Origin of the sequence: Pseudomonas songnenensis, from assembly GCF_003696315.1 — a bacterium.
GTDB lineage: Bacteria > Pseudomonadota > Gammaproteobacteria > Pseudomonadales > Pseudomonadaceae > Stutzerimonas > Stutzerimonas songnenensis.
The window spans coordinates 54786-74368 of record NZ_RFFN01000001.1; the positions used below are offsets into that span (position 1 = coordinate 54786).

At 66.2% G+C, this 19583-nt stretch carries 21 protein-coding genes; 13 read left to right on the top strand and 8 right to left on the bottom strand.

Annotated elements, in window-relative coordinates:
• Nucleotides 1-91: 91 nt before the first annotated feature.
• From EA798_RS20585 to EA798_RS00270, 3 genes are all read left to right on the top strand, one after another.
• A complete protein-coding gene (locus EA798_RS20585) occupies nucleotides 92-316 on the top strand; it encodes a hypothetical protein (RefSeq protein WP_167462858.1) in 225 nt (74 codons plus the stop codon).
• A gap of 146 nt (nucleotides 317-462) precedes the next feature.
• The gene (locus EA798_RS00265) at nucleotides 463-834 is read left to right on the top strand and encodes a hypothetical protein (RefSeq protein ID WP_122097666.1); all 372 of its coding nucleotides are present in this window, start codon (nucleotides 463-465) and stop codon (nucleotides 832-834) included.
• 2 nt (nucleotides 835-836) lie between these two features.
• Nucleotides 837-1025, top strand: coding sequence for a DUF1289 domain-containing protein (locus EA798_RS00270; protein ID WP_106156818.1), 189 nt, complete (start codon nucleotides 837-839; stop codon nucleotides 1023-1025).
• Between the two features lie 200 nt (nucleotides 1026-1225).
• On the opposite strand, the gene trpA is transcribed toward EA798_RS00270, so the two are convergent.
• Both trpA and trpB read right to left on the bottom strand, forming a co-directional pair.
• The gene (gene trpA, locus EA798_RS00275) at nucleotides 1226-2035 is read right to left on the bottom strand and encodes a tryptophan synthase subunit alpha (RefSeq protein ID WP_106156816.1); all 810 of its coding nucleotides are present in this window, start codon (nucleotides 2033-2035) and stop codon (nucleotides 1226-1228) included.
• Nucleotides 2032-3243 carry a tryptophan synthase subunit beta gene (trpB, locus tag EA798_RS00280; RefSeq protein WP_122097667.1) on the bottom strand — a complete coding sequence of 404 codons (1212 nt, stop codon included), beginning with the start codon at nucleotides 3241-3243 and terminating at the stop codon, nucleotides 2032-2034. Before trpB ends, trpA begins: the two co-directional genes overlap by 4 nt.
• A gap of 184 nt (nucleotides 3244-3427) precedes the next feature.
• Between trpB and EA798_RS00285 the strand changes: the two genes are divergently transcribed.
• The 3 genes from EA798_RS00285 (at nucleotide 3428) to EA798_RS00295 (ending at nucleotide 6606) form a co-directional block, all read left to right on the top strand.
• A complete protein-coding gene (locus tag EA798_RS00285) occupies nucleotides 3428-4330 on the top strand; it encodes a LysR family transcriptional regulator (RefSeq protein ID WP_106156811.1) in 903 nt (300 codons plus the stop codon).
• A 165-nt stretch (nucleotides 4331-4495) separates the two neighbouring features.
• Nucleotides 4496-5887 (top strand): S8 family peptidase, encoded by a 1392-nt coding sequence (locus tag EA798_RS00290; RefSeq protein WP_122097668.1) that lies wholly within the window; start codon nucleotides 4496-4498, stop codon nucleotides 5885-5887.
• 218 nt (nucleotides 5888-6105) lie between these two features.
• Nucleotides 6106-6606: a DUF3060 domain-containing protein gene (locus EA798_RS00295; RefSeq protein ID WP_122097669.1), complete on the top strand. Its 501-nt coding sequence runs from the start codon at nucleotides 6106-6108 to the stop codon at nucleotides 6604-6606.
• 7 nt (nucleotides 6607-6613) lie between these two features.
• Here EA798_RS00295 and EA798_RS00300 read toward each other — a convergent pair whose 3' ends face one another.
• Nucleotides 6614-7612, bottom strand: coding sequence for a GlxA family transcriptional regulator (locus tag EA798_RS00300; protein ID WP_122098159.1), 999 nt, complete (start codon nucleotides 7610-7612; stop codon nucleotides 6614-6616).
• A 101-nt stretch (nucleotides 7613-7713) separates the two neighbouring features.
• On the opposite strand from EA798_RS00300, the gene EA798_RS00305 reads away from it, so the two are divergent.
• Nucleotides 7714-8268, top strand: coding sequence for a cysteine hydrolase family protein (locus EA798_RS00305; protein ID WP_122097670.1), 555 nt, complete (start codon nucleotides 7714-7716; stop codon nucleotides 8266-8268).
• A gap of 76 nt (nucleotides 8269-8344) precedes the next feature.
• Here EA798_RS00305 and galE read toward each other — a convergent pair whose 3' ends face one another.
• Nucleotides 8345-9409 (bottom strand): UDP-glucose 4-epimerase GalE, encoded by a 1065-nt coding sequence (gene galE, locus EA798_RS00310; protein WP_122097671.1) that lies wholly within the window; start codon nucleotides 9407-9409, stop codon nucleotides 8345-8347.
• A gap of 418 nt (nucleotides 9410-9827) precedes the next feature.
• Here galE and EA798_RS00315 point away from each other — a divergent pair, with 418 nt between their 5' ends.
• From EA798_RS00315 to EA798_RS00340, 6 genes are all read left to right on the top strand, one after another.
• Nucleotides 9828-11012: a glycosyltransferase family 1 protein gene (locus EA798_RS00315; protein ID WP_122097672.1), complete on the top strand. Its 1185-nt coding sequence runs from the start codon at nucleotides 9828-9830 to the stop codon at nucleotides 11010-11012.
• Nucleotides 11000-12220, top strand: coding sequence for a UDP-galactopyranose mutase (glf, locus tag EA798_RS00320; protein ID WP_167462860.1), 1221 nt, complete (start codon nucleotides 11000-11002; stop codon nucleotides 12218-12220). The genes EA798_RS00315 and glf overlap by 13 nt, the downstream gene beginning before the upstream one ends.
• Before the next feature lie 96 nt (nucleotides 12221-12316).
• Complete coding sequence (locus EA798_RS00325) at nucleotides 12317-13471, top strand: glycoside hydrolase family 1 protein (RefSeq protein ID WP_122097673.1); 1155 nt, start codon at nucleotides 12317-12319, stop codon at nucleotides 13469-13471.
• Nucleotides 13468-15273 carry an ABC transporter ATP-binding protein gene (locus tag EA798_RS00330; protein ID WP_058065401.1) on the top strand — a complete coding sequence of 602 codons (1806 nt, stop codon included), beginning with the start codon at nucleotides 13468-13470 and terminating at the stop codon, nucleotides 15271-15273. The genes EA798_RS00325 and EA798_RS00330 overlap by 4 nt, the downstream gene beginning before the upstream one ends.
• A complete protein-coding gene (locus tag EA798_RS00335) occupies nucleotides 15270-15485 on the top strand; it encodes a KTSC domain-containing protein (RefSeq protein ID WP_122097674.1) in 216 nt (71 codons plus the stop codon). The genes EA798_RS00330 and EA798_RS00335 overlap by 4 nt, the downstream gene beginning before the upstream one ends.
• A gap of 260 nt (nucleotides 15486-15745) precedes the next feature.
• Entirely contained in the window at nucleotides 15746-15961 is a 216-nt protein-coding gene (locus tag EA798_RS00340) for a dodecin (protein ID WP_015275102.1), read from the top strand.
• Between the two features lie 57 nt (nucleotides 15962-16018).
• On the opposite strand, the gene EA798_RS00345 is transcribed toward EA798_RS00340, so the two are convergent.
• The 4 genes from EA798_RS00345 to EA798_RS00360 form a co-directional block, all read right to left on the bottom strand.
• Nucleotides 16019-17383: a cation:proton antiporter gene (locus EA798_RS00345; RefSeq protein ID WP_122097675.1), complete on the bottom strand. Its 1365-nt coding sequence runs from the start codon at nucleotides 17381-17383 to the stop codon at nucleotides 16019-16021.
• 136 nt (nucleotides 17384-17519) lie between these two features.
• Entirely contained in the window at nucleotides 17520-18515 is a 996-nt protein-coding gene (locus tag EA798_RS00350) for an LLM class flavin-dependent oxidoreductase (protein WP_122097676.1), read from the bottom strand.
• Nucleotides 18516-18545: 30 nt separating this feature from the next.
• Nucleotides 18546-18959 (bottom strand): PA0061/PA0062 family lipoprotein, encoded by a 414-nt coding sequence (locus EA798_RS00355; RefSeq protein WP_106156786.1) that lies wholly within the window; start codon nucleotides 18957-18959, stop codon nucleotides 18546-18548.
• A 94-nt stretch (nucleotides 18960-19053) separates the two neighbouring features.
• Nucleotides 19054-19479 (bottom strand): PA0061/PA0062 family lipoprotein, encoded by a 426-nt coding sequence (locus EA798_RS00360; RefSeq protein ID WP_106156784.1) that lies wholly within the window; start codon nucleotides 19477-19479, stop codon nucleotides 19054-19056.
• Nucleotides 19480-19583: the final 104 nt, after the last annotated feature.

Below are 19583 nucleotides of genomic sequence, written 5' to 3' on the forward strand. Positions count from 1 at the left end.
AGGGTCCTGCCTTCGTGAATGCGCGTGGTAGCCTGTGCTCGCGCCTCACTGTGTATCGGCCGGCCCGGTCATCATCGCCAGCGATATCCGCATGCCGGATACCTTGAACACCGATTCCAGCGTCTTGAGCGTGGAGTTGCCGTCGCCGTATTCCCAGGTGGTTGAGGGCGCGCATGAGCTCTTGCACCGCTTGGCGAAGCGGGCCTGGTTCAACCTGGTGACGCAGTCGCCTGATCGCGTCCGGCATGCCCAGCGTGCCGTCGGCGACCTGCTGGCAGATCGAACGAATCAGCAGGTCGCGCATCTTCGATGCTAATCGTCCAACCTATTATCCGCTGCTCGCGACGTATCGATCAGCGGTACTGCCAGCAAGCGGTGCCGACGATCCGGCATGCGGCGCTCGCGTTAGACTCCGCCTTACTGTCCCTTCGATTCGGGGCCAAACCGTAACAGGACGGCACGATGCTTCTCAGCAAACGCGATCAGACCCGTATGGAACGGCAACTCTCCAGCTGCCTGAGCCAGGCCTGCGAAGCGGGCAAGGCGGAGATCGTCGGATTCAGCTGGCTCACCCATGAGGTCGATTACGCGCGCTTTCCCGAGAGCCTGCAGGTCACCTGGATATTCGTCACCGAGGCGCAGAGGGCTTTGGCGATTGGCTCAGGACAGGCCGCACGCATGCAGACGCTAACCCGAGCGGCGCTTGCTGAGGCGGGTATCGACATGAGCGCCCTGATTGCACCGGTGCGCTTCGACAGCGAGGAAGCCTGCACGCGCAGCGATGGCGGTGACTGGCAACGTCGCCTGGCCCGCAACGCCACGACACGGCACTGACTGTGGGCAAGGACGTCGAGAATCCGTGCATTTCCGTCTGCAAGCTCAGTGACGAGCTGTGTACCAGTTGTGGTCGCACCAAGGACGAGATCCGCAAATGGAAGCGCATGAAGCGCCCGGACAAGAAGGCCACGGTAGAGCGCGCGGCGCAGCGGTTGAAGGCACTGAAAAAGAAGAAAAAGAAAGGATGAACCCGCGCGGGGCGCCACGCCTGCGCAGGGAAGCGGTGGGTGGTCTTTGCGCAAGAGCAGTGGTGCCAGCGGTGGACCGGTGTCGGGCTTGAAGCCCATCCGCTAGGCCCTTTCAGGCAAACCGCGGATGCCCGACAGCTGAATGAAAAAGCCGCTGCCCCCGTGAGAGGGCAGCGGCTTTTCGGTTCCGGCAACCCGCCTCAGCCGCGGGCGCCGCGTACCCCGGCACTGATCTCGCGGCACAAGCCGAGCACACCTTCCACCGCAGCCTCAGGGCTCTTGGCCCCGGCGATCTGGTCGATCAGCGCCGAACCCACCACCACGCCGTCGGTCAGCCGGGCAATGGCGGCGGCCTGTTCCGGCGTGCGGATGCCGAAGCCGACGCACACCGGGATGTCGGTGTGACGCTTCAGGCGAGCGACCGCCTCCTCGACGTGTTCCATGGTGGCGGAACCTGCACCGGTCACGCCGGCCACCGAGACGTAGTAGACGAACCCCGAGCTGCCGTTGAGCACGGTGGGCAGGCGCTTATCGTCGGTGGTCGGGGTGGTCAGGCGGATGAAGTCGATGCCGGCGCGCTGGGCCGGGTCGCAGAGTTCGTCGTTATGCTCCGGCGGCAGGTCGACGACGATCAGGCCATCGACGCCGGCCTCTTTCGCGTCTGCCACGAAGCGCTCCACGCCATAGGCGAAGATCGGGTTGTAGTAGCCCATCAACACCAGCGGGGTGCTGGCGTTGGTTTCGCGGAATTCGCGGACCATCTGCAGGGTCTTCGGCAGGTTCTGCTTGGCTGCCAGGGCGCGGATGTTGGCCAGCTGGATCGCCGGGCCGTCGGCCATCGGGTCGGTGAACGGCATGCCCAGTTCGATGACGTCGGCGCCGGCATCCGGCAGGCCCTTCAGGATGGCCAGCGAGGTGGCATAGTCCGGGTCGCCGGCGGTGACGAAGGTCACCAGCGCGGCGCGGTTCTGTTCTTTCAGCTCGGCAAAGCGGCTCTGCAGGCGGCTCATGCGTGCGTCTCCTGTTCGCTCATGTGGTGCATCACGGTCTGCATGTCCTTGTCGCCGCGGCCGGAGAGGTTGACCACCATCAGGTGATCCTTGGGCAGCTTCGCCGCGCGCTTGAAGGCTTCGGCCAGGGCATGGGCGGATTCCAGCGCGGGGATGATGCCTTCCAGGCGGCAGCACTGGTGGAACGCGGCCAGGGCTTCGTCGTCGGTGCAGGGCACGTATTCGACGCGCTTGATCTCGTGCAACCAGGCATGCTCGGGACCGACGCCCGGGTAGTCGAGGCCGGCAGAAATCGAATGCGCGTCGGTGATCTGGCCGTCTGCATCCTGCAAGAGGAAGGTGCGGTTGCCGTGCAGTACGCCCGGCGCGCCGCCGGCCATGCTCGCGGCGTGCTTGCCGGTGTCGATGCCGTGGCCGGCCGCTTCGACGCCGACGATCTGCACGGACTCGTCATCGAGGAACGGGTGGAACAGGCCGATGGCGTTGGAACCGCCACCGATGCAGGCGACCAGCGAGTCGGGCAGGCGGCCTTCCTTCTGCATGATCTGCTCGCGTACTTCATTGCCGATCACTGACTGGAAGTCGCGCACCATGGCCGGGTAGGGGTGCGGGCCGGCGGCGGTGCCGATCAGGTAGAAGGTGTTGTGGACGTTGGTCACCCAGTCGCGCAGGGCTTCGTTCATCGCATCCTTCAGCGTGCCGGTGCCGGCGGTGACCGGGATCACTTCGGCGCCCAGGAGCTTCATGCGGAAGACGTTGGCCTGCTGGCGGTCGATGTCGGTGGTGCCCATGTAGACCACGCACTGCATGCCGAAGCGCGCGGCCACGGTGGCGGTGGCCACGCCGTGCATGCCGGCGCCGGTCTCGGCGATGATGCGTTGCTTGCCCATGCGCTTGGCCAAGAGGATCTGGCCAATGCAGTTGTTGATCTTGTGCGCGCCGGTGTGGTTCAGGTCTTCGCGCTTGAGGTAGATCTTCGCCCCGCCGAACTGCTCGGTCAGGCGCTCGGCGTAGTACAGCGGGCTGGCGCGGCCGATGTAGTCGCGCTGGAAATAGGCCAGCTCCTCGAGAAAGGCCGGATCGCTCTTGGCCTTCTCGTATTCGGCGGCCAGCTCGTTGATCAGCGGCATCAGGGTTTCGGCGACGAACTGACCGCCGAAGCGGCCGAACAGGCCACGGTTATCGGGACCGGTGCGGTATGAGGTCATGTGAGGCTCCTGTAACGGTTGCCGGGCCTGGTCCTGGGTGCTTGTCCTGAACGTGGCTGTTGCCGGGTTCAGGACAAAACCGCTTCCACAGGCGATCGGATGATGCGATGGATGCAGGGTACGGCTATGGGCGCCTGGTTAAAAGCGATAAGATCGCCGCAACCTGTCAGGAAAACTCACGTATATGCCGCACGAACTTCCACCGCTCAACGCCCTTCGCGCATTCGAGTCGGCAGCCCGTCTCGGTAGCGTAAGCGAAGCCGCACGCGAGCTGCACGTCACGCATGGTGCCGTCAGCCGGCAGGTCAGACAGCTCGAGGAGCAGCTGGGCATCCCGCTGTTCGTCAAGGATGGTCGCGGCGTAAAACTCACCGATGCCGGTGGGCGTCTGCGTGAGGCAGCCAGCGAGGCCTTCGAGCGTCTGCGCAGCACTTGCGCCGAGCTGCAGCGGCAGACGGCCGAGGCGCCGTTCGTGCTCGGTTGTCCCGGCAGCCTGCTGGCGCGCTGGTTCATTCCGCGGCTGGATCGGCTCAATCGCGACCTGCCCGAGCTGCGCCTGCAGCTGTCGGCCAGCGAAGGCGAGCTGGACCCGCGCAAGCCGGGCATGGATGCCACGCTGTGGTACGCCGAGCCGCCGTGGCCGGCAGACATGCAGGTGTTCGAGTTGGCCGCCGAGCGCATCGGCCCGGTGCTCAGCCCCTACCATCCGCGTTGTGCCGAACTGCGCAACGCGCCGCCCAAGGCGTTGCTCGACGAAGCGCTGCTGCACACCGCCTCGCGGCCGCAGGCGTGGCCCACCTGGGCCAGCCAGCAGCAGCTGGACCCGGCACGGCTGCGTCTGGGGCAGAGCTTCGAGCACCTGTATTTCCTCCTGGAAGCGGCACTGGCCGGGCTGGGTGTGGCCATCGCCCCGCAGCAGCTGGTCGCCGATGATCTGAAATCCGGGCGGCTGCTCGCGCCCTGGGGTTTCGTCGAAACCAGCGCCCGGCTGGCGCTGTGGGTGCCGGCGCGGCGGCTGGATCGCCGGGCCGAGCGGCTGGCCGACTGGCTACGGGCCGAGCTGCGCAGCGTGGAACAGCCAAGCTGACGACCACTGGCGGCACCCGCGCGGCAGGGCGACGGACGGTGGCTCCGTTTGTCTGGCGCCACTAAAGCGGCGGTGGCTGCGTCTATACAGTCGCTCGATCCCCAGAGTCAGCGATCCGGTGGCATTGGTGCCGGAGCTGTCTGCAGTCGTTCGAGGAGAACAGTGATGGTGATGACACGGCGTGTCGGTTTGTTGATGTCCGTTGTGCTGGCGGTCGCGGCCGAGCAGGCGGTAGCCAAGGCGGACCCGGCGGTGGAAGCCTCGCTGAAGGCGGGTAGACCATTTGTCGAGGGTGAATTGCTGGTGCAGTTCAAGCCCGGCGCCTCGGAGGCGGCGAAGAGCACGGCTTTGAGCAGACAGGGCGCCAAGGCCGCACAGAAGCTGCTGGACAAGGCTGCACGCAAAGACGCCAAGGGTGATCTGGTGCAGGCGCAGCTGGGCAAGGGCAAGAAGCTCGATGCCGCGTTGCTGGCCCGGCTGGCCGCCGACCCGGCGGTGGAGTTCGTCGAGCCCAACTGGATCTATCGCACCCAGCTGGCCAACCCCAACGATCCGGGGCTCGGCAGCCTCTGGGGCATGCAGGGCGCCACCACATCGCCTGCAGCACCGTACGGCAGTGGCGCGCTGGCCGCCTGGAACGCCGGCGCAGCCTGTTCGAGTCAGGTCCACGTTGGCATCATCGACGAGGGCGTGATGACCACCCATGCCGATCTGCGCGCCAATATCTGGATCAATCCGGGCGAAGGCAGTCGTGCCGACCGCAAGGACAACGACCGCAACGGTTTCATCGATGACATCCACGGCTGGGATTTCAGCGCCAATGATGCCAGCGTCTACGATGGCCCGGCCGACGACCATGGCACCCATGTCGCCGGCACGGTGGCTGCTGTGGCCAACAACGGCACCGGGGTATTCGGCGTCTGCCCGAGCGCCAGACTCATCACGGCGAAATTTCTCGGTGCCAATGGCGGCACCACCGCCGGTGCAGTGAAGGCGGTCAACTACCTGACCCAGCTGAAGCTGGCAAAGAAGATCAATCTGGTTGCGACCAACAATTCCTGGGGCGGCGGTGGTTATTCCCAGGCGCTGTATGACGCCATCCGTGCCGCCGGCGATGCCAACATCCTGTTCGTCGCTGCGGCGGGCAACAGCGGCCTGGACATCGATGCGACGCCGAGCTACCCGGCGAGCTATCAGTTGCCGAACGTGATCGCCGTCGCCGCGATCGGTCAGAACGGGCAACGCGCCGGCTTCTCCAACTACGGGGCGAAGAGCGTGCACATCGCCGCGCCGGGCGTCGATATCGTTTCCACGGTACCGACTGCCCAGGGCGCGGCCGGCTACGCCTACATGAGCGGCACCTCCATGGCGGCGCCGCACGTCACCGGTGCGGCGGCGCTGTACGCCTCACTCAACCCCTGTGCCACCGCCGCGCAGACCCGCGAGGCGCTGCTGCGCCTGGCCGTGCAGGACCCGCAGCTGACCGGCGTGACGCAGCTCAACCGCCGGCTGGATGCCTCGAAGATCCGCCGTGAACTGGCCTGTGGTATGCCTTGAGATTGCTGCTGTCATTCGGGCATCCGACCTGGTTTGGCGCTGAGCGCAGCGATCCGCAGCTGGGAAGGCGTTAGCGCAGCGACGCTGGGTCCTTCACGGTGACCCGGCGCCGGCTGAACTTGGCTGAAGCCATCGAGTCCTACGCCGCACGGCAGCGGAGCGGTTAAACATATGCAAAACCTTCCGGTGCCTTCTTCCGCCTCGAAAGGACTTTGCGAATGAATGCTTGCGCTTCTGCTGCGATGCTCGTGGCCAGCCTGCTGCTGGCTGGTGCTGCCCATGCTCAACCGATCGAACTGGATGGCATCAAGCTGTCCCGCGACGTGCCCTGCCTCGGCAAGGACGTGAATATCTCCGGCAGCGCCAACAACATCACCCTGACCGGCGAATGCGGTGTGGTGCAGGTCTATGGCACGGACCATGAGGTCAGCCTGGCAATGGCCTCGGCGCTGGAAGTTTCCGGCATCAATAACAGCGTCACGGCGACGTCTGTCGGTCGGTTGCTGGTGGACACCAGCCAGAACCGCATCCGCACCAAAGTCGTCGGACACGGGCAGACGGCGATCGTCGAGGTGTCTGGCGGCGAGCATGAACTGGAACTGGAGTTCGACGGGCCCGCGCAGATCTCCCTGGACGGCGTCGACAATAAGCTGAAGTGGAGCGGGGACGAGCCGGCGCTGTCGACCTCCGGCATCGGCCATCAGATCGACCGGCAGTAAAGCCGGGTTACGTCGGCGCCAACGGCTGCGCACCGCTGCCGAAGCGTCGACGGTAGTCGCCGGGCGACAGTCCCACCAGCTGCTGGAACACCTTGCGAAACGCCCCCGGGTCCTGATAGCCCACCGCCCAGGCCACCTGTTCGATGCCCCGGTTGGTCAGCTCCAGCAGTTCCCGGGCCTTGCCGACGCGCAGCTGCTGGCAGTATTCGGTCGGCTTGAGGCCGGTGGCCGCGCGGAATCGGCGCAGGAAGGTGCGCTCGCCCATTCCAGCCTGGGCAGCCATGGCGGCGACAGGTACGGCGCTGGCGCTCTGGCTCTGCAGCCAGCGCTGCACCCGCAATACGGGCTCGTCGCCATGGTCCAGGCGCGGCACGAAGCTGCTGAAGTAGCGCTGCGAGAGCCGCGTCAGGTCGATCACCAGATAACGCGCCGTTTCCGAGGCAATGGTCGGCCCCAGTAGCCGCTCCACCAGCGCCAGCCCGAGGTCGGTCCAGGCCATCAGGCCGCCGGCGGTGATGATGTCGCCGTCATCCACGATCATCCGGTCCGCATCCACCTGCACGTTCGGGAAGCGCTCGCGCAGCGCCTGGGCCAGACCCCAGTGGGTGGTGACGGTGCGGCCGTCGAGCAGGCCGGTTTCGGCGAGCAGAAAGGCGCCGGCACAGACCGAGCCGAGGGTGACGCCGGCCTGGTGGAATTGTCCCAGCCAGACCGCGAAGGGCTGGATCACATGCGCCTCGGGGCGGGCCTCCAGACACGGCGGCAGGATGATGATCCGTGGCGAACCCGCGCTGCCAGGGCGGCTGTCGAACACCCGCTGAATGCCTGATAGGCCCTCCTGCTGCGCCCAGTGGGTGACGCGCAGGGCCGGCAGCGTCGCGGCAGCGCGTTCGGCCGCCATGCGGTTGGCCACGCTGAACAGGTCGGTCAGCCCGTAAACGGCCGCCAGCTGCGCGCCCGGGTAGAGGAGCAGGCCGATTTCCAGCGTCTCGGGTGCGGCAGGCATGTCAGTTTTTCCCACGATAATGTCGGTCTGGCCCATCCTCGCCAGGCTCCAGGGCATCTACAGTCTGCAGACGGGCATTGGGCTCACGGCAGGAGAGTGTGATGGGCAAGCGAGCGTTGGTACTGGTCGACATCCAAAACGATTATTTCCCCGGCGGCAAGTGGACGCTGCACGGGGTCGAGGCGGCGGCGGACAATGCGGCGCGCCTCCTGGCCGCGGCACGGGACGCGGGCGATCTGGTGGTGCATGTGCGCCACGAGTTTGCCTCGGCGGATGCGCCGTTCTTCACGCCGGGCTCCGATGGCGCGCGGATTCATCCCAAGGTGGAGAGTCGCGCGGGCGAACCGGTGATCCTCAAGCATCAGGTCAATTCGTTTCGTGACACCGAACTGGAAGCCCTGCTCAGGGGGCGCGGGGTCGATACGCTGACCATCGTCGGCAACATGAGCCATCTGTGCATCGACGCCATCACCCGTGCCAGCGCCGACCTCGGCTTCAGCGCTACGGTGATCCACGACGCCTGTGCCGCGCGTGACGTCGAGTTCAATGGCACCCGGGTGCCGGCGGAGCAGGTCCATGCGGCGATCATGGCGTCGCTGGCGTTCGGCTATGCGACGGTGCAGTCCACCGAGGCCTATCTGGCCGAGCGGCAGTAGCCGCGCGCGGGCGCATCAGGGCGGGTGGGCCGTGATGCGCCCTTGCGGCAGGAACAGCGGGAAGACCCCCGCAGGCTCAGCTGGCCAGCGCGGTCTGCGTGGCCACCGACTCCGCCGCAGTGACCTTGTCGGCGGCGTAGCCGCGCGGATTGCGGCTCTGCCAGCGCCAGGCGTCGGCAAGCATGGTGATCAGGTCCTTTTCGGCGCGCCAGCCCAGCTCGCGCTCGGCCTTGGTGGGATCTGACCAGCACTGGGCGATATCGCCGCAGCGGCGTGGCTTGATCACGTGCGGCAGCATGCGCCCGGTGACCTCCTCGAAGGCAGTGATCATCTCGCGCACGGAATGACCCTTGCCGGTGCCGAGGTTCCACGTGGAAACACCGTGAATCAGCTGCAGTCGCTCCAGCGCTTTCAGATGACCCTTGGCCAGATCGACCACATGGATGTAGTCGCGAACGCCGGTGCCGTCCGGGGTCGGGTAATCGTCGCCGTAGACACTCAGTTGTTTTCGGCGGCCGACCGCGACCTGCAGCATGTAGGGCAGCAGGTTGTTCGGCACCCCGTTGGGGTCTTCGCCGATCAGCCCCGACTCGTGCGCGCCGATGGGGTTGAAGTAGCGCAGCAGGCCGATCGACCAGCGCGGATCGGAATCGGCCAGGCCCTTGAGCACGTTCTCGGCCATCAGCTTGGACTGGCCGTATGGGTTGGTCGGCACGCCGGTAGGGCGGTCCTCGGTGATCGGCATCACCGGCGACTCGCCGTAGACCGTCGCCGATGAGCTGAACACCAGTTTGAACACACCGGCTTCGGCCATCGCCTGGCACAGCGCAATGCTGCCGCCGACATTGGTTTCGTAGTAGCGCAGCGGCTCGCGCACGCTTTCGCCAACGGCCTTCAGACCGGCGAAGTGCATCACCGCGGTGATCGGGTAGGCGGCGAAGAGCGCCTTGAGCAGCGCGCGGTTGCGCACGTCGCCCTTGACGAAGTGCAGTGGCCGGCCAGACAGCTGCTCGACTCGGTCCAGGGCCGCCTGCGAGCTGTTGCACAGATTGTCGAGCACCAGCACCTCACGCCCGGCCTGCAGCAACTCGAGCACTGCGTGCGAGCCTATGTATCCAGCTCCTCCTGTCACCAGAATCATCTGTCTACCTCCGAAATTCGCAGTCTTTCGACACGCTCGGGACACTGCGGCTGGCCATGGCTGGCGCTGCATGAGTCTCCGTAATTGGGATCGGCGAAACGGAACGGGACGGCGACGACGAGCTGCGCGCGGGGGGTTCCGATGCCGGTTTAAATCAGGCGTCCTGCAGATAGGGACGGGACGAGGTTCGAGCGAGTTCCATCTACCCGCCAGCCGGTCGGTCGCCGTCGCTATCGGATGATTGGCGGGAACCCGTAACGGCGCCCGCCGTCCATTACCGGCAGGCGGCGCGGGTTGCAGGACGTTTTGACAGCCCCGTGTCGCACGTCGAAACGCCTTACGCAGGGCAGCGCTGGCATCGGAGTGGCAGGTGAACGGGCAGGAGCGCCTGGGCACGGTTACCGACACGAGGTGCTAGATGAGCTGGGCCGGCCCTTTCCAATACGACATCGGTAAATCCCGCAACGCGCAGCAGGCGCCGGCCGAGGTTGTCTTCGACGATCAGATCCCGACCCTGCTATGCCTGTCGCACCTGCGCTGGAGCTTCGTCTACCAGCGCCCGCAGCATCTGATGTCGCGCTTTGCCCGTGACTACAACGTGCTCTTCCATGAAGAGCCGATTCCCACCGAGGATGCCCAGCCCTGGCTGGAAGTACGCCCCGAGGAGAACGGCGTGCAGGTGCTGATTCCGCGCCTGCCGGCCGGTTGCGAGGGCGAGGATGCGACCCGCGTGCAGCGCCAGTTGCTCGATGGCTACCTGGAAAAGCTCGGCGTCAGCGACCTGCTGCTCTGGTACTACACGCCGATGAGCCTGGCCTTTTCCGACCATCTGGCGCCGAACCTGATCGTCTATGACTGCATGGACGAGCTGTCGGCGTTCCGCGGCGCGCCTCCGCAGCTGGTCGAGCGCGAGGTTGAGCTGATGTGCCGGGCCAATCTGGTCTTCACTGGCGGCTACAGCCTCTATGAAGCCAAGCGCCAGCGTCACGACAATGCCCACCCGTTCCCCAGCAGCGTCGATGTGGAGCATTTCGCCGCCGCGCGCCGGCCGCAGCACGACCCGGACGACCAGGCGGAAATTCCCCATCCGCGGCTCGGGTTCTACGGGGTGATCGACGAGCGCCTCGATCTCAAGCTGATCGAGCAGGTCGCGCGGATGAAGCCGGACTGGCAGATCGTGCTGATCGGTCCGGTGGTCAAGATCGACCCGGCCGAGCTGCCGCAGCGCGACAACATCCACTACCTCGGCGGCAAGACCTACGACGAGCTGCCGCAATACCTGTCCGGCTGGGACGTGGCGATCATGCCGTTCGCATTGAACGAGTCGACCCGCTTCATCAGCCCGACCAAGACCCCCGAATACCTCGCCGGTGGTTGCCCGGTGGTGTCCACGCCGATTACCGATGTGGTGCGCACCTACGGTGACACCTGCATCGTGCGCATCGCCGACAGCGCCGAGGCGTTCGTCGCCGCCACCGAAGCTGCGCTGGCCGATGCCGAAGACCGCGACGCGCTGTTGGCCAAGGCCGACGAGATCCTTGGCGACATGTCCTGGGATCACACCTGGAGCCTGATGAAGGAGAAGATGCAATGCGCGATATGAGCCCGCAGGACCGCAACCCGGAACGTCTCGGCGCAGGCTCTGGCGACCAGCCACAGGCGCGCAGGCGCGGCTTCGACTACCTCATCGTCGGTGCCGGTTTTGCCGGCAGCGTGCTCGCTGAGCGCCTCGCCGCGGGGCTGAACAAGCGCGTGCTGGTGGTCGACCGCCGCCCGCACATCGGCGGCAACGCCTTCGATCATTACGATGAAGCCGGCGTGCTGATTCACCGCTACGGCCCGCACATCTTCCACACCAACGCCCAGCGCATCGTCGACTACCTTTCGCAGTTCACCGAGTGGCGCCCCTACGAACATCGCGTGCTGGCGCAGGTGGATGGCCAGGAAGTACCGATCCCGATCAACTTGACCACGCTGAACAGGCTCTACGGTCTGAACATGACCACCGAAGAGGAAGCGGCAGATTTTCTCGCCAGCCGTGCCGAGCCGGTGGAGAACATCCAGACCAGCGAAGACGTGGTGATCAACGGCATCGGCCGCGAGCTGTACCAGAAGTTCTTCCGCGGCTACACCCGCAAGCAGTGGGGGCTGGACCCGTCGCAGCTGGACAAGTCGGTGACCTCGCGCATCCCCACCCGCACCAATACCGACGACCGCTACTTCACCGATACCTTCCAGCAGATGCCCAGGTACGGCTACACCAGGATGTTCGAGAAGATGCTCGCGCATCCGAACATCAAGGTGATGATCAACACCGATTACCGCGAAATCCGCGACGAGGTGCAGTACGACCACCTGATCTTCTGCGGACCGATCGACGAGTACTTCGACTACCGCTTCGGCAAGCTGCCGTATCGCTCGCTGAAGTTCGAGCACAAGCAGCTCGACCAGGAGCAGTTCCAGGCCGTGGGTACGGTCAACTACCCCAGCGAGGACGTGCCCTATACGCGCATCAGCGAGTACAAGCACCTCACCGGGCAGGTCCACCCGAAAACCAGCGTCACCTACGAGTACCCCGCGGCCGAGGGCGACCCCTACTACCCGATCCCGCGTCCCGAAAATGCCGAGCTCTACAAGCGCTATCAGCAGCTGGCGGACGAGACGCCCGGCGTGACCTTCGTCGGCCGTCTGGGCACCTACAAGTACTACAACATGGATCAGGTGGTCGGGCAGGCGCTGGCGCTGTACAAGCGCATCGAGGAAGCCGAGCTGGCAACGCAGCCGCAAGCGGTGCCCGAGCAACTCGGCTGAAGCCAGACGGTCGTTATGCATGAGCCTGTCGCCACGCGGCAGGCCAGTGCCGCTCGGCTGCTGCCCGGCCGTAGCGAGTCATCCATGAGGTAAACGATGCACCACCCCAGTCTGTTCAGGAGTTTCTTCCTTGGTGGTTTCGAGTGTTCGAACCACCGGCGCAGCGACGGCCGCCGTCTCGATCTGATTGCCGCGACGGGGCACGACCGCTGGGCGGCCCACGACTACGCCGAGCTGCACCGCTACGGCCTGCACAGCGTGCGCGACGGTCTGCGCTGGCACCTGATCGAGCGCACGCCGGGGCAGTATGACTGGTCCAGCTTCCTGCCCATGCTGCAGGCGGCGCAGCGCCAGGGCACCCAGGTGATCTGGGACCTGTGCCATTACGGCTGGCCGGACGACATCGACATCTGGCGGCCGCAGTTCGTCGAGCGCTTCGCCCGCTACGCCGCAGCGGCCGCGCAGCTGATCAGGGACGAGACCGGTGAGGTGCCGTTCTATGCGCCGCTCAATGAAATCTCCTTCTGGGCCTGGGCCGGTGGCGACGAGGCCTATTTCAATCCCATGGCCCGCGGCCGTGGCTTCGAACTCAAGCACCAGCTGGTGCGCGCCACCATCGCCGCGATGCAGGCGATCCGTGCGGTCGAGCCACGGGCGCGTTTCGTTCAGGTCGACCCGGCGATCCATGTGGTCGCGGGCAACGACCGGCCCGGGCCGCAGCGCGACGCCGAGCGCTTCCGCCAATCGCAGTTCGAGGCCTGGGACATGCTCTGCGGCGAGCAATGGCCGGGCCTCGGCGGTGCCCCGGAGTACCTCGACGTGCTGGGCATCAACTACTACTCGAACAACCAGTGGTACCACGGCGATGGCCGTACCATCGAGCGGCACAACCCGGATTACCGGCCCTTCAAGGGCATCCTGCGGGAAATCCATCAGCGCTATGGGCGACCCTTGTTGATCGCCGAAACCGGGGCCGAGGGCGACGTGCGCGGCGACTGGCTGCGCTATGTCAGCGAGCAGGCGGGCCTGGCCATGCAGGCCGGGGTGCCGGTGGAAGGCATCTGCCTGTATCCGGTGCTCGACTATCCGGGCTGGACCGACGAGCGCCACTGCCCGGTCGGCCTGCTCGGCTTCCCTGACGAAAACGGCAAGCGCTGCGTGCATGAGGGCCTGGCCGACGAGCTGCGGCTGCAGCAGATGCGTTTCAGCCAGTCCAGCCCGGCCCCGCAGTTCGCCGAAGCCACGCCATGAACCAGGCGACCGGGATACCGCAGGCGCAGGCGGACGAGCTGCCGTTGCCGAGCCGCCCGGTCGCCTTTCTCTGGCATTACATCTGCGCCCGGCCCTGGCATTTCGGTGGCCTGCTGGCGCTGATCATCGGTGCCGCCAGCTGCGCGGTGGCGGTGCAATACGGCATGAAACTGCTGGTCGACGCCATGGCCCAGGGCACGGCGGATCGCGGCTCGGCCAACGTCTGGTGGCCGCTGGGGCTGTTCATCGGCCTGATCGTCACCGAGAACGTGTTCTGGCGCCTGGGCGGCTGGCTCGGCTGCCGCACCGTGGTGGCCAGCGTGGTGGATATCCGCGTCGACCTGTTCAAGCACCTGACCGGCCACCCGATGCGCTATTTCACCGAGCATTTCGCCGGTTCGCTGGGCAATCGCATCTCCGCCGTCGGCCAGGCGGCGGGTGCCATCTATGGCGGCCTGGCGTGGAAGATCGTGCCGCCGATCGTCGATTTTCTCGGTGCGGTGGTGGTGCTGCTGACGGTGGACGTGCGCATGGCGGTGGCGCTGATCCTGTTCGTCGCCATCGTCGCCGTGCTGATCACCGGCTTCGGCATTCGTGGCCGCTACAAGCATCAGCGCTTCGCCGCGCAATCGGCACGGGTCGGCGGCGAGCTGGTGGATGCAGTCTCCAACGTCTGGACCATCAAGGCCTTCTCCGCCCGTGACCGCGAGGCCGAGCGCCTGGCCCACGAGATCGGCTTCGAGGCCCGCGCCCAGCGGCGCAGCTGGATGTACCTGGAAAAGGCCCGGGTGATGCACGACATCTGCCTGTCGGTGATGGCCGGCGGCATGCTGATCTGGGCGATCCAGTTGTGGGTCGGTGGCGAGGTCACGGCCGGTGACGTGGTGCTGGTCAGCGCGCTGACCTTTCGCATCCTGCATGGCTCGCGGGACCTGGCGCTGGCGCTGGTGGATGCCACGCAGCAGATCGGTGCCATCGACGACACCCTGCGCATCATCGTCCAGCCCCACGGTCTCGATGACACCGACAACCAGCTGATGCTGGCCGAAGGCGATATCACCTTCGAGCGCATCAGCTTCAGCTACCCGGACCGCGGCGCCGTGTTCGAGGGCCTGGACCTGCACATTCCGGCTGGGCAGAAGGTCGGTGTGGTGGGCTCGTCCGGCGCCGGCAAGTCGACCCTGATCAACCTCATCCAGCGTCTCGACGACGTGCAGGACGGGCGCATACTCATCGACGGCCAGGATATCCGCGGCGTCAGCCAGGACAGCCTGCGGGAGAAGATCGCCGTGGTCCCGCAGGAAACCGCGCTGTTCAACCGCAGCATCCGCGAGAACATCCGCTACGGCCGCCCGGACGCCAGCGATGAAGAGGTGGTCGAGGCGGCGCGTAGTGCCTTCTGCGACGGCTTCATCCGCGAGTTGCCGCAGGGTTACGACACCCTGGTCGGCGAGCGCGGGGTGATGCTCTCCGGCGGCCAGCGCCAGCGCCTGGGTATCGCCCGGGCATTCCTCAAGGACGCGCCGATCCTGATCCTCGACGAGGCCACCTCGGCGCTGGATACCCAGTCCGAAGGTGAGATCCAGGCGGCGCTGAACAACCTGGTGCACAACCGCACCGTGGTCGCGGTGGCGCATCGGCTGTCCACCCTGGCGAGCTTCGATCGCATCATCGTGCTGCGCGACGGCCGCATCGTCGAAGACGGCCCGCCGCAGGAGCTGCGCCGCCGCGGCGGTGAGTTCGACGCGCTGTGGCGCATGCAGGCCGAAGGCTTCGCTCAGGAACCCGGGCCGGCGGTATGAAGCGTGCGGCGGTGTCTTCGCGCAGCCTGCGCTCGCTCGGCTACGACCCCGGGCAGCAGGTGCTGGAAGTGGAGTTCAGCAGCGGCGCGCTGTACCGCTACGAAGAGGTCCCGCCCGAAGCGGTGCAGGCGTTGCTCGAAGCCGACTCGCTGGGCCGGCATTTCAACCAGGTGTTCAAGCCGCAGCACTACCGCTATCGGCGCGTGGAGTGATCGTGCCGGGAAGCGCGTGGATAAGCTGCGCGTTATCCACCCTACGCGTGCCTGCACAGCGTAGGCCGCGCGGCGCGCGGTGGATGTAAAAAGCGACATCCTCCCTACCGACTGCGCAGCATTTCCCACCACGGCGATTCGCCGCCCGCCATCGGCAGATCGACCGTTCCGCTGAACTTCCGGGCCGCTCTGCGGGCCTCAATCAACAGGACGCGTCATCACCGAGCGGAGGCTCTCCAGACCATAAGGGGATTGTTTCAATGTCGGATCATCACACGTACAAGAAGGTTGAAATCGTCGGTTCCTCGCGCAACAGCGTCGACGAGGCGATTCAGAACGGTATCGCCGAGGCCAGCAGCTCGCTGCAGAACGTCGAGTGGTTCGAGGTCGGCGAGATCCGCGGCCATGTCGAGAACGGCAAGGTCGGGCATTTCCAGGTCACCATGAAGGTCGGCTTCCGCCTCGCCAACAGCTGATCTGCTGTCCAGGCGACCCGGCAGCGGCTGTACGGTCGGCTGCCCGGGATGCCGGCTTCAGCCCTCGCCGTCGGGCGTCTCGCCGCGGCTGCGTTCGTAGCGTCGCAACAGCGGCTGGGTGCTCAGGCCGTGCACCACGATGCTCAGCGCTACCACCGATAGCACCAGGCCGATGATCGTATGCGCTTCCTCCGGCAGCAGGCCGTGGGTCACCGCGTAGCTCAGGTAGTACAGGCTGCCGATGCCTCGTATGCCGAACCAGCCGGCCGTCAGGCACTGGGCGCGATCGAGGTAGCGCCGCGGCATCAGCAGTATCACGCTCAGCGGCCGGATCAGCAGGAACAGCGCCAGGCCGAGCGGCACTGCACGCCAGTCCCAGTGCACCGAGACCAGCACCCCGAGCATGGTCACCAGCAACACTTCCAGGCTGCGCTCCAGCTGCCCGCCGAATGCCAGTACATCCCCCATCAGCACGCCGGCGGCGACCCGGGGTTGCCCGAGCTGCCGGTCATCCAGCGACAAGGCACGTGGCGCCAGACCGCCTTCGGCAAGGTGCGGCACGGCATCGTTGATCAGCTCTTCGGACGGTGTGGCCGAATCATCGGCGGCAGCGATCTCGGCATGCCGCAGGCCGAGGCCCGCGGCGAACACGGCGAGAAAGCCCCAGGCACCGGCCAGCTCGGCGCCGACGTAGGCCAATGCGATCAGCGCCAGGGCCAGCGAATCGTTGGGCGACATGGCGGTATCGGTGTGGCGTGCGCGCAGGTAGATGGCCACGCGGCCGACCAGCTTGCCGAGCAGAAAGCCGATCAGCAGTCCCGCTGGTACCGCCCATAGCAGCCGATGCAGCGCCCATTCGCCGACCCAGTCGGCCTCAAGCTGGCCCTGGGCGATGAGCATCAGGCCGAAGACCACGAAGGGGAACGCGGTGCCATCGTTGAATCCCGCTTCGCCGGACAAACCGTAGCGCAGTCGGTCGCTGTCGCGGGCATCGTTGACCTGTACCAGGCTGGCCAGCACCGGATCGGTGGGCGCCAGGATCGCGCCGATCAGTACCGAGACGCCCCAGCTCAGGCCGAACACGTAGTGACAGAGCAGGGTGACGCCGCCGATGCAGGCGAGCATCACCGGCCCGGCCAGCACATAGGCGCTTTTCCAGGCGGGATGGCGTAGTGGCATCCGCAGTTTCAGTCCGCTGACGAACAGCGACACCAGCACGGCGACCTCGGTGAGGTGTTCCATCCAGCCGGCGATGTGGAGAAATTCCATTTCCCACAGGCCGATGCCGAGCTGGCCGATGAGCACGCCGAAACCGAGGTAGATCAGGGACGTGGTGATTGGCAGCCAGCGCAGGAAGGCCGAGGCAAGGGCGAGGATCAGCAGCAGGACGCCGAGTACGGCCATCCATTCGAGAAAATTCATGCATGTTCCGATGGCGGGGCGCGGTGTTGCGCCCGGGTGGTGTGTGCCATTGGAACGGTTGCCGGCGGCAGGGTTCGCCGGTGGTGCGCGGGCAGGCCGCCGTCGGTCAGGACGGCGACAGTTGGTTAACGCGGGTCTATCGCAGCCCGGCGACGATCTCGAACGCGCGGTGGCGGTCAGCCGTTTCGTAGAGATCGCAGGTGAAGATCAGCTCGTCGGCCTGGGTCTGCTCCAGCAGCACGTCGAGGCGTGCGCGAACCTTCTCCGGGCCGCCGATCAGCGCCAGGCCGAGGAAGTCGCCGACTGCCTGCTGTTCATGCGCCAGCCACAGGCCCTGCATGCTCTCCACGGGCGGGCGTAGCACCAGGCTCTGGCCACGGATGAGCGACAGGATGCGCAGGTAGACACTGGTCACCAGGTGTTCGGCGCGCTCGTCGCTGTCGGCTGCGATCAGCGGGACGCCGAGCATCACGTAGGGCTTGTCGAGCACCGCCGAGGGTTTGAAGTTGTCGCGGTAGAGCTTGATCGCCTGGTGCATGTAGCGCGGCGCGAAGTGCGAGGCGAAGGCGTAGGGCAGGCCCTTGGCCGCGGCCAGCTGGGCGCTGAACAGGCTGGAGCCGAGCAGCCAGATCGGCACATTGCTGTTCACCCCGGGCATGGCGATCACGCGCTGATTGGGCTGCCGCGGGCCGAGCAGCAGCTCCAGCTCCTCGACGTCTTTGGGGAAGTCGTCGGCGCTGCCCATGCGGTCGCGACGCAGGGCGTGCGCGGTGAACTGGTCGGCGCCGGGGGCGCGACCGAGCCCGAGGTCGATGCGCCCGGGATACAGCGCTTCCAGCGTGCCGAACTGTTCGGCGATCACCAGTGGTGCGTGGTTCGGCAGCATCACCCCGCCGGCACCGAGACGGATGCGCGTGGTGTTGGCGGCCAGGTAGCCGATCAGCACGGCGGTGGCGGCGCTGGCGATGCCGTCCATGTTGTGGTGTTCGGCGACCCAGAAGCGCTGGAAGTCGAGCCCTTCCACATGCTGGGCGAGGGCCAGGGCATTGTGCAGCGCCTGGGCCGGCGTGCCGTCGTCACGAATGGGGGCCAGGTCGAGGGCGGAAAAACGGGTCTGGGCAATGCGGGACATCGGTAACCTCGTGCGAAGAATGCGGGCGGCTCAGCGGCAGTGTTCGGCCTGGGCCTCGGCCACCACGTTGCGCTGTTCGTCGCGCAACCAGCCTTGCGGGGTAAAGCCCAGCGAGCGGGCCTGGAACAGGTAGCGCTGGCCGGGCTGGAAATCGTCGTAGCGGATCACCAGGGTGCAGCGAATGGTGTGGGTTTCGCCAAACAGGCCGAAGGCGCCCCCTGTGACTTCGAATTCATAGCGCGCTTCGAGTTCATGGGCGCCTGGCGGGACCTGGAAATAGCGGCCGTCGGGTGTGCGTTTGCCGTCCAGCTGGTCGGACATGAAGATGTCGCTGGTCTGCGCGGTCATGTCTACCCAGGCCATGTTCGGATCGGGTTGCGGCAAGGGCCCTGCGCAGCCGGCCAGCAGCAGGGCAAGAATGGCGAGGGAGAGTGAGCGACGCATGGCTGGATCCTCGGCGAATGGCTGGGCAGGACGCGCTGGCGCCTATCCGATGCCGCCGAGGGTGCGCCAGAAAGCGGCGCATTTCAACGCGGGTTCAGCGGCCGGCGAGGTCGCCGCAGCCCTTTTCCTCGGCGCGGGCCAGCACGTACTGGTGCTGATCGTAGAGCTTGGCCCACGGGCGGAAGCCATAGCCGCCGGCGACCAGACGATAGCGCGCGCCGGCGGTGAACCTGTCGTACTCCAGGGTCAGTTTGCAATCGCGTGCCAGCGCACTGCTGCCCGGCCCGATGTTGGCGCCATCGACGTCGAAGCGGTAGCGCATCTCCAGCTTGCGGCTGCCGGGGGTTACCTGGAAATAGCGGGGGTCTTCCAGCGTCCGGCCATCGACGGCGACGGCCTGCAGCTCGGTTTCGCCGTTCGGATTGAGGTCGATCCAGGCCTGCTCGGGGTCGGGTTTGGGCATCATGGCCGCGCAGCCGGTCAGGCTGGCGAGGAACAGGAGAAAAAGGAAACCGCGCATGTGCAATGCTCCGGCCGAAACCATCCGTTCCGGCGAGAAATCGAAAGAGGAAGCCTGTTGGCCGCAGGTTGCATTCAACGGCGTGGCCTTTGTAGGGTGCGCTA

What these genes read in the sequence shown, in the direction of transcription:
- EA798_RS20585 (WP_167462858.1), top strand. Translation starts at nt 92, where the DNA reads ATGCCGGATACCTTGAACACCGATTCCAGCGTCTTGAGCGTGGAGTTG.
- EA798_RS00265 (WP_122097666.1), top strand. Translation starts at nt 463, where the DNA reads ATGCTTCTCAGCAAACGCGATCAGACCCGTATGGAACGGCAACTCTCC.
- trpA (WP_106156816.1), bottom strand. Translation starts at nt 2,035, where the DNA reads ATGAGCCGCCTGCAGAGCCGCTTTGCCGAGCTGAAAGAACAGAACCGC.
- trpB (WP_122097667.1), bottom strand. Translation starts at nt 3,243, where the DNA reads ATGACCTCATACCGCACCGGTCCCGATAACCGTGGCCTGTTCGGCCGC.
- EA798_RS00285 (WP_106156811.1), top strand. Translation starts at nt 3,428, where the DNA reads ATGCCGCACGAACTTCCACCGCTCAACGCCCTTCGCGCATTCGAGTCG.
- EA798_RS00290 (WP_122097668.1), top strand. Translation starts at nt 4,496, where the DNA reads ATGGTGATGACACGGCGTGTCGGTTTGTTGATGTCCGTTGTGCTGGCG.
- EA798_RS00295 (WP_122097669.1), top strand. Translation starts at nt 6,106, where the DNA reads ATGAATGCTTGCGCTTCTGCTGCGATGCTCGTGGCCAGCCTGCTGCTG.
- EA798_RS00300 (WP_122098159.1), bottom strand. Translation starts at nt 7,612, where the DNA reads ATGCCTGCCGCACCCGAGACGCTGGAAATCGGCCTGCTCCTCTACCCG.
- EA798_RS00305 (WP_122097670.1), top strand. Translation starts at nt 7,714, where the DNA reads ATGGGCAAGCGAGCGTTGGTACTGGTCGACATCCAAAACGATTATTTC.
- galE (WP_122097671.1), bottom strand. Translation starts at nt 9,409, where the DNA reads ATGATTCTGGTGACAGGAGGAGCTGGATACATAGGCTCGCACGCAGTG.
- EA798_RS00315 (WP_122097672.1), top strand. Translation starts at nt 9,828, where the DNA reads ATGAGCTGGGCCGGCCCTTTCCAATACGACATCGGTAAATCCCGCAAC.
- glf (WP_167462860.1), top strand. Translation starts at nt 11,000, where the DNA reads ATGCGCGATATGAGCCCGCAGGACCGCAACCCGGAACGTCTCGGCGCA.
- EA798_RS00325 (WP_122097673.1), top strand. Translation starts at nt 12,317, where the DNA reads ATGCACCACCCCAGTCTGTTCAGGAGTTTCTTCCTTGGTGGTTTCGAG.
- EA798_RS00330 (WP_058065401.1), top strand. Translation starts at nt 13,468, where the DNA reads ATGAACCAGGCGACCGGGATACCGCAGGCGCAGGCGGACGAGCTGCCG.
- EA798_RS00335 (WP_122097674.1), top strand. Translation starts at nt 15,270, where the DNA reads ATGAAGCGTGCGGCGGTGTCTTCGCGCAGCCTGCGCTCGCTCGGCTAC.
- EA798_RS00340 (WP_015275102.1), top strand. Translation starts at nt 15,746, where the DNA reads ATGTCGGATCATCACACGTACAAGAAGGTTGAAATCGTCGGTTCCTCG.
- EA798_RS00345 (WP_122097675.1), bottom strand. Translation starts at nt 17,383, where the DNA reads ATGAATTTTCTCGAATGGATGGCCGTACTCGGCGTCCTGCTGCTGATC.
- EA798_RS00350 (WP_122097676.1), bottom strand. Translation starts at nt 18,515, where the DNA reads ATGTCCCGCATTGCCCAGACCCGTTTTTCCGCCCTCGACCTGGCCCCC.
- EA798_RS00355 (WP_106156786.1), bottom strand. Translation starts at nt 18,959, where the DNA reads ATGCGTCGCTCACTCTCCCTCGCCATTCTTGCCCTGCTGCTGGCCGGC.
- EA798_RS00360 (WP_106156784.1), bottom strand. Translation starts at nt 19,479, where the DNA reads ATGCGCGGTTTCCTTTTTCTCCTGTTCCTCGCCAGCCTGACCGGCTGC.